Here is a 6,654-nt window from a genome sequence, read left to right on the forward strand (position 1 = left end):
CTGCTCGCCTTATGTATACAGGTTTTTTGTTGAACTCAAGGAGAGTGAAATGTCGAATGCTCATAAAATTGCGGAAGGCATACAGAAGCGTCGCGAGTATATGCGTTCACAGGTGAAGAGAGGGGGAGGTAATCCCTCACCGGATGCCTTGCTTGATCCTGCGCTGGTAAGCGCTATTATTGCAGGCTTGCCGCCGGGGTTACTCCGTGTCAAGGATTTAGTGGGTGATCTTGATGTGCAAATTCCTTATTGGCATCTTCCGATTGTCAGTACGGGTTATGTAGATGTTGTTTTAACACTCACTAATAGTGAGGATTATATCATTTATGTCAATTCAAAGCGATTCATGGGGCCGCTGGACGCAACTGATTTTCCGCTGGAGAAGAATATTCCGCATGATAATATCCCTCATGAGGGTGTATTCACGATTGCATACGAAATTTTTACAAACGAAGGGACTAATAACAGTTCCAGTCCTCTCACTATTACGATTGACAGGACTCCGCCTTATTTCAATCCGGATCCAGCCCTTGCATTCCCCACGGCATTGATTGTCCCGGCAGACTTTATTACTGACGAGACTTTTGCGGGGGGAGTGACTGAGTTTGTCTGTACGCTGCCGGACTATCCAGGGATTACCGACGAGGACCAGGTCGTGGTGTATTGGGGGCCGGGAATGCCAGATTCGCCTAACGCTCCGAACCCAGCTTTCGGCCCGGTGGTGATCCCGGCGGACCGGAAAATTCCTATCCAGAAATCCTTTATCGAAGACAAGGTCAATGGCCCTACGCTGGTTGTGTACTGGTTGACAGACAAGGCCGGAAATGTGAGTGCCGTTTCCCAGATTACTGTAGTGGATGTGCAGCTGGGGGCGCTGCCTGCCGATCTTCAGCCACCGGAGGTTCCATTAGGGCCATTGGTGGACCTGGCCGATGCGCATATGGGTGTCACCGTGCTTGTTCCTGCGTTCAATAATCCTGCAAGTACGCTTGTTCGAGTTAAATGGGGTGGAACTGATCTGGCTCCTGTTGAGCCTGGGTCCATGCCTCGTGATGTGTATGTCACTGTGCCTTGGGGGACTCTGAAGGCTGAGTATCTGGGGCCTGGCGAAAAACCTTTGGAGGTCAGTTACCAGGTCAGTCGTGGGACGCTGTTATTCCCCGATGCACCCTTGACTCTGGGTATCGATGTTGACTTTTCGACCATTGGCCCGGGGAATCCCGATGAGCCCGACCCCGTTAATCCGACACTTGCGCAAGTGCATCTGACCGGGGCCGATGGTGGGCAGGATCACCTTACACCCTCCGACGACGGTAAGGACATTAATGCAACCACGACGTTATATACGCCTGTATTGCCTACTGAGGTATTGAAACTGTATTGGGGCACTCAGGAAACTCCGGTGTATGAGTTCACGGTAGCAAATGAAAAACCAGGGGACCCGATCAGTTTTACCATTCCCTGGACAGCCATTGAACCCCAGGCCAATAACCCGGCACTGCCGATGTATTACACCATCAACAGTGATAACGGCAATAACCCCCAGAGTTCTCCTCCTACGCCAGTCAATGTCGATGTCTTGCGGATCAGTTTCGAGCCTGCCACTTTTCCCGATGTCTTCGTGGATGATCTGGGCAACGGGACGCTTTCATGCATTTCCCTGCGCTCGGAAGATTATAACGATCCGACTGCAAAGTTTGGTTTCAGGGTGCAGATTCCAGCAGATAAAGACCTAGCCGTCGGTGATGAGGTGATTGCGGTATGGCAGGGGTATGAGCTCGATGGCACCACGGCCATTCCTGCTACCCGATTTACCCATGTTCATCCGCCGTTGAAGCAGGAGGAGGTGGACAATGGTTTCCTGTTTCTTGTGGAACCCTACGTTGATCATATCTTGCCGATCAAAAGGGGGTTTACGGAAGTTACTTATACCGTAACACCCGCGGGCGGTGGTACGCCTGTCCCGGCTAATCCAATGCCTGCGAAGCAGTATGTCTCGCTTCTTATCCCGGGTGAGGATCTAACGTGCGTAGTGCCGCCGCCAGAACCCAAACCATGAAGTGTGAGGCCGACAACTTGCGTGTCTGCGCGCAAGGGGTGTGGCCGATTATATTCCCTGGCAGGTTATATGGGAGAAACGCGATATGGATGCGACTGATTTTTTAGCGAACTTGAGCCCGCCAGTAGTGCCAGAGACTTTGCCGGACATTCCGGGAGGAGAAACCAATCTTCTGCCTCTGGCGGCATTGCAAAGAGACCTGAAAGTAACATTTCCCTTATGGGGCGGAAGCGATCCAGCACCGGGCCGCAATGAAAGGGTCGTGCTGAACTGGGATGGCCGGGAAGTGGCTGTAAAGACATTCACGACGCCCATCACTGATCCAGACACTCTGTTTGCGGAGATTCCTCTGGCTGAATTGATTGAAGGTACGCACCAGTTGTTTTACAAGGTCACGCTTTCAACCGGCAACACTAACGACTCCGATCCCGTCACCCTTACCATCGACAGGACTCCTGCCACGCTTGCCGGCAATAAAGACCCGCTGGTTTTTCTTCCCGATCTGATCGGTAACAGGGTCACGGCCCGTTATCTGGAGGAGCACAACAATACACTTCCGGCCACTGTCCCCACCTATTCCCCCCATCGGCCCGGCGACACCATCAGTTGGTATTGGGAGCAAGCACCGGTTGGTTCTCTGCTGGCGGGTGAGAAGACCTTGAGCCTGGTCGATATGAGCCTGGACATCGCAATCGATGGCGATGTGATTGTTGCCGGTGGCGATGGCCAGCGGTATGCGACCTATGAAGTTCAGGACCGGGCCGGAAACCTCAGTGTATTGTCTCGCGCCGCACTGCTGTCCGTGGATGCGCAGCCGATTCCGTTGCTGATGCCTTCGGTCAGGAAATCGCTGCCAGCAGGCGGTGGCAAGGGAACACTGGACCCGATGCTCGTCACGGATGGGGCCGTGGTGGTCATCCCCTCGGAAATCGATCTGCAGCCCTCCGACCTGCTCACGGTCTACTGGACCGGTATTACTCCCGAGGCCAGCCACGTCACAACTACCCCCATCGCGGCGGGTGGTCTTGAGTATGGAATACCGGCTATCGCAGTACCCGGCAATATAGGTTCAGGCAGAGAAGTCGAGGTGTATTACACCTTGACCCATCAGGGTGGCAAGGTTGAAGAGTCCGGGAAGTATCTGCTGACCATCCTGCCGATTCCCGATGCCCGGTTTCCCCAGCCACAATGCGAACAGGCAAGCGGGACACCGGAGACACTTCGTCTTTCTGCAGTACCCGCCGGTGGAGCAGACTTCTTCACCCGGGCATGGGTGTTTATGGCCGAGAAGCAAAAGATGAATATGCGGGCAGAGGGAGTGGACAAGAATACGGGGGGCGATCTGTACTTCGACATGTTCAAGGCGCGTGAGGTAACTTCAAGTGAGATCGTTGCAGAGAGAGTCAACGCCGTGCTGGTTCGTTCGTTTCTGGAACAGTTGAAACTCAATGCGGTCTTCTCGGTATATATTGAAGTGAGTTTCGATGGCGGGTTGTCGTACAGGGTGTTCAGACGGCTGGAGTTGACGTTGGTGGCTTGAATCGTGAAACCGCCTCGGCGCAAGGGGGGAGGCGGTTTTTTGATGTCTTCAGGCCGGCTACGCTTACGATTATATTTTTCTCAGTTTTCCTATTAGATCACCAGGATGAAGTGTTTTGCCGTTAGATGTCACTAGGCCACTTGCACTATTGATCTTGTCAATAAGCTCCGTGGAAGCGCGGGGAGATTCCTGTCCAGTGGAGGGCTTGGCTGGACGGACTAATTTTACTGCTGCTTCAGATCCAGACGGGGGCGGCACTATCTCGACTTCTGGAGTACTTGCCCGGGGGGATGGGGGCGGCGGTGGTTTGAAAGCCACTCGGGGCGGAGGGGGGGGCGGTGTTTGAGTCGAGGCATGTATAGTGTTAGGCCTGCCCATGCCCGGTTTGGGCAATTCGTTCAGTTCGCCACCAGATATCCTCCATACTCGTTTATCGAAGGTAAGTATTCGGCCTGATTCATGTGTTGTCTGCGTTGCCATGTCTACAGACGCTACGTTCTCTACAGGCATTGCTCTTCCTATATCCATTGAGCTGGTAGGCGCAGTCTTTGGTAGATCATCAGTTCCGGTACTTGCCGCCTTAGCGAAATCCCACTTTGACCTCCCCGTAAAAAATGCAGCCGCACCCGCCAGAGTCGATATGATCCCCAGCACAGTGCTTGTTATGCCCAGCGCTTTCTTGGCCTGTGTATCCGGGGTATAAGCGCCGATCCCGCCTGTCACCACCGCCGCAACCCCCGCCGTCTGGGCAACTGCGAACAGGCCGAACTGCATGGTCAATGCCGGCGCAGCCACTCCACCGGTCGCAACGGTGCCAATGATCCCCAGCACCAGGCCTGCGATATTGAGCCCCAGAAACAGACCACGGGACATATGCCCGGTGGGGTCGACGAAGCCGATCGGGTCGCCCAGGCAATAGACATAAGGGTTGAGCCCGCCAGCGCCGAACGGGCTGAGGCTGTCGGGGCTATGGAAACGCATCAGTATCGGGTTATAGGCTCGGTAGCCACGGCCCAGCAGATACCAGCCGCTGACCTCATCGCGCACTTCACCATTGAAGCCCAGCAGGTTACGCATGCCATCGTCACTGCTGCGTTCCCCATAGGCGCTGTACACCGCCGTGCGCAGATCGGCCTGCTGGCTTTCGCCGAGCAGGCTTTGCTTGGCGTCGGTCATGAATAACAGGGTCTTTGCCCCATCGCCGAGGGTCTGCTGCCCCAGCGGTTGATTGTCGCCATACAGATAACAGGTGGTTTCGTTGCCCTGAATACTGCTGCTCAAGCGTTCGCCCTGATAGAAACGCAGCGCCTCGATTTGACTGCCTTGACTGACGCCAACCAGTTGGTTGTGCGAGTCATAGCGGTATTGCGCTGCCGCTGTGCCATCTGTTGCGGTTACACCCAGCAAGCGGCTCTGAGTGTCATAAGCCAGTAGCTGAGCATTTTCGTCGTGCAACAGATTGCCATCGGCGTCGTAATCCAGCGTGATGCTGGCAGGGTAGTCCGGGTGAGTGTGGGTGATGCTGACCAGTTGCGTCGGATCATCAATGGCAAAGCCGAACAATGCCTGATCGGTGCTGCCATCGATAAAGGTGCTGAGTACTGCAGTGATATTGTCCAGCGCATCGAAATCGAAATGTTGTTCGCTGATCCCGTTGCCATAACGATCCTGTGGCAGCGTTTCTCCGGTACAGGCATGCAGCACGAGGCGGCCGCGTTCGTCGTAATCGAAGGTTTCATCGAGCAATGAGCGGTCGGCGGTTTTCAGATGCCTGGACGTCAGCCTGCCGTCCTTGCGCCATGTCTGGGTAATCGTGCGGGTATCGTGGCCGCTCAGTTCAAGGGTACGCTCGGTTTCCTGTCCCTGATCGTTGTATTGCAGGCTGGTCTGTAACGTGTTGCCACTGCCTGTATCCGTCATGAGAGTACTCTGCAACCGACCCAGGCTGGACCAGGTGAATCCGGCCTGCAACTGTCCCTGTTTCACTGACCTGGCGCGGCCGAGCTGATCGTACTCATAGACTGACGTCAGCCCGCCTGGCTCCTGGCGGCTCAACGCCCGTCCGCCAAAGGAAGCCGTATGCAGGGTTTCCCGTGTCACTCCGTCTTCCACGCGGCGTTCCGCTTTCAATCCGCCGTTCAGGTTGTAATCGAACTCGGTGCGGCTGCGACTGTTTTGCGAGGTCATCAAGGCGGCCGTCTTGAAGTCATAGGTAAAGTCGGCCTGTTCACTCTCGGCGATGGTGCGCACTGGCTGATCGCTCAGGCCCAGGCTGTATTCATAATGAATGGAGTGCCTGGCGGGAGTGATGCATTCATCCACCTGCATCTGTCCGCCCTTGTAGACCAGGGTGGTGGTACGAGGGCCGACGCTGACGTGTGTCGCGCGATTCAGTCCATCGAACCGTTGTTCACCCAGCAGGATGGATTCTGTTGCCTTGTCTGGCCTAGCGCAGATTCTTGTCGGCAAGGCATCGCTGCTGTGTAACGCATAATCCTTTTCGATCACGGTCAGGTCGGGGAGGGTGGTGCTGATGACCCGTGACAGGGCGTCGTAACCGAAGCTTGTGCTGCGTCTGAGCGCATCGACTTTCTGGATACAGCGCCCCAGGCCGTCATAGGCATAATCCGTCTGGCCTATAAGGATGTCAGCAGCATCCAGTGTTCTGGACCATTCGGGTTTGCCGAACCGGTTGCTTTTGGTTTCAGTCAGGTTACTGATCTGTGCTGGCGTATCGCTGCTCTGCACCCAGTTACGCACGGTCTTGCGTATCGGATCCGTTTCGGCAATCCGGGAAATCCCGTCCGGGCCGGTGATACTGCGCTGTTCACCCCAGTCATCGTATTGATAGGTGTTGGTCAGGGGCAGTTCACGCAGTTGCAGCTCCGGCTCATCCTCGACTTCCACCAGCAGCCAGTCACTCTCGGAGTCCTCGGTCAACAGCCCGCGGCCGTCGTACAGCGCGCTGTAGGTCTGGAAGTAATCGGCAGGTTTGTTCTCGTCGGCGCCCTGCCGCAACTCCTTCACCACACGGTTCATGCCATCGAGCAAGGTG

Annotated in this window: 3 protein-coding genes; 2 read left to right on the forward strand and 1 reads right to left on the reverse strand. The window is 55.4% G+C overall.

What is annotated here, in order from left to right:
* Nucleotides 1–49: 49 nt before the first annotated feature.
* Together Q6A51_RS18375 and Q6A51_RS18380 are read left to right on the forward strand one after the other, a co-directional pair.
* Entirely contained in the window at nucleotides 50–2,059 is a 2,010-nt protein-coding gene (locus Q6A51_RS18375) for a hypothetical protein (protein WP_304575423.1), read from the forward strand.
* Nucleotides 2,060–2,321: 262 nt separating this feature from the next.
* The gene (locus Q6A51_RS18380; RefSeq protein ID WP_304575424.1) at nucleotides 2,322–3,599 is read left to right on the forward strand and encodes an Ig-like domain-containing protein; all 1,278 of its coding nucleotides are present in this window, start codon (nucleotides 2,322–2,324) and stop codon (nucleotides 3,597–3,599) included.
* A gap of 69 nt (nucleotides 3,600–3,668) precedes the next feature.
* Here Q6A51_RS18380 and Q6A51_RS18385 read toward each other — a convergent pair.
* Nucleotides 3,669–6,654: RHS repeat-associated core domain-containing protein (locus Q6A51_RS18385; RefSeq protein ID WP_304575425.1), on the reverse strand; the 2,986-nt coding region annotated here is incomplete at its 5' end.

It is taken from the genome of Pseudomonas serbiensis (assembly GCF_030580745.1).
Taxonomy (GTDB): Bacteria; Pseudomonadota; Gammaproteobacteria; order Pseudomonadales; family Pseudomonadaceae; genus Aquipseudomonas; species Aquipseudomonas serbiensis.

Excerpts from the sequence above, each read along its gene's own strand:
- Q6A51_RS18375 (WP_304575423.1), top strand. The coding sequence starts at position 50 with ATGTCGAATGCTCATAAAATTGCGGAAGGCATACAGAAGCGTCGCGAG.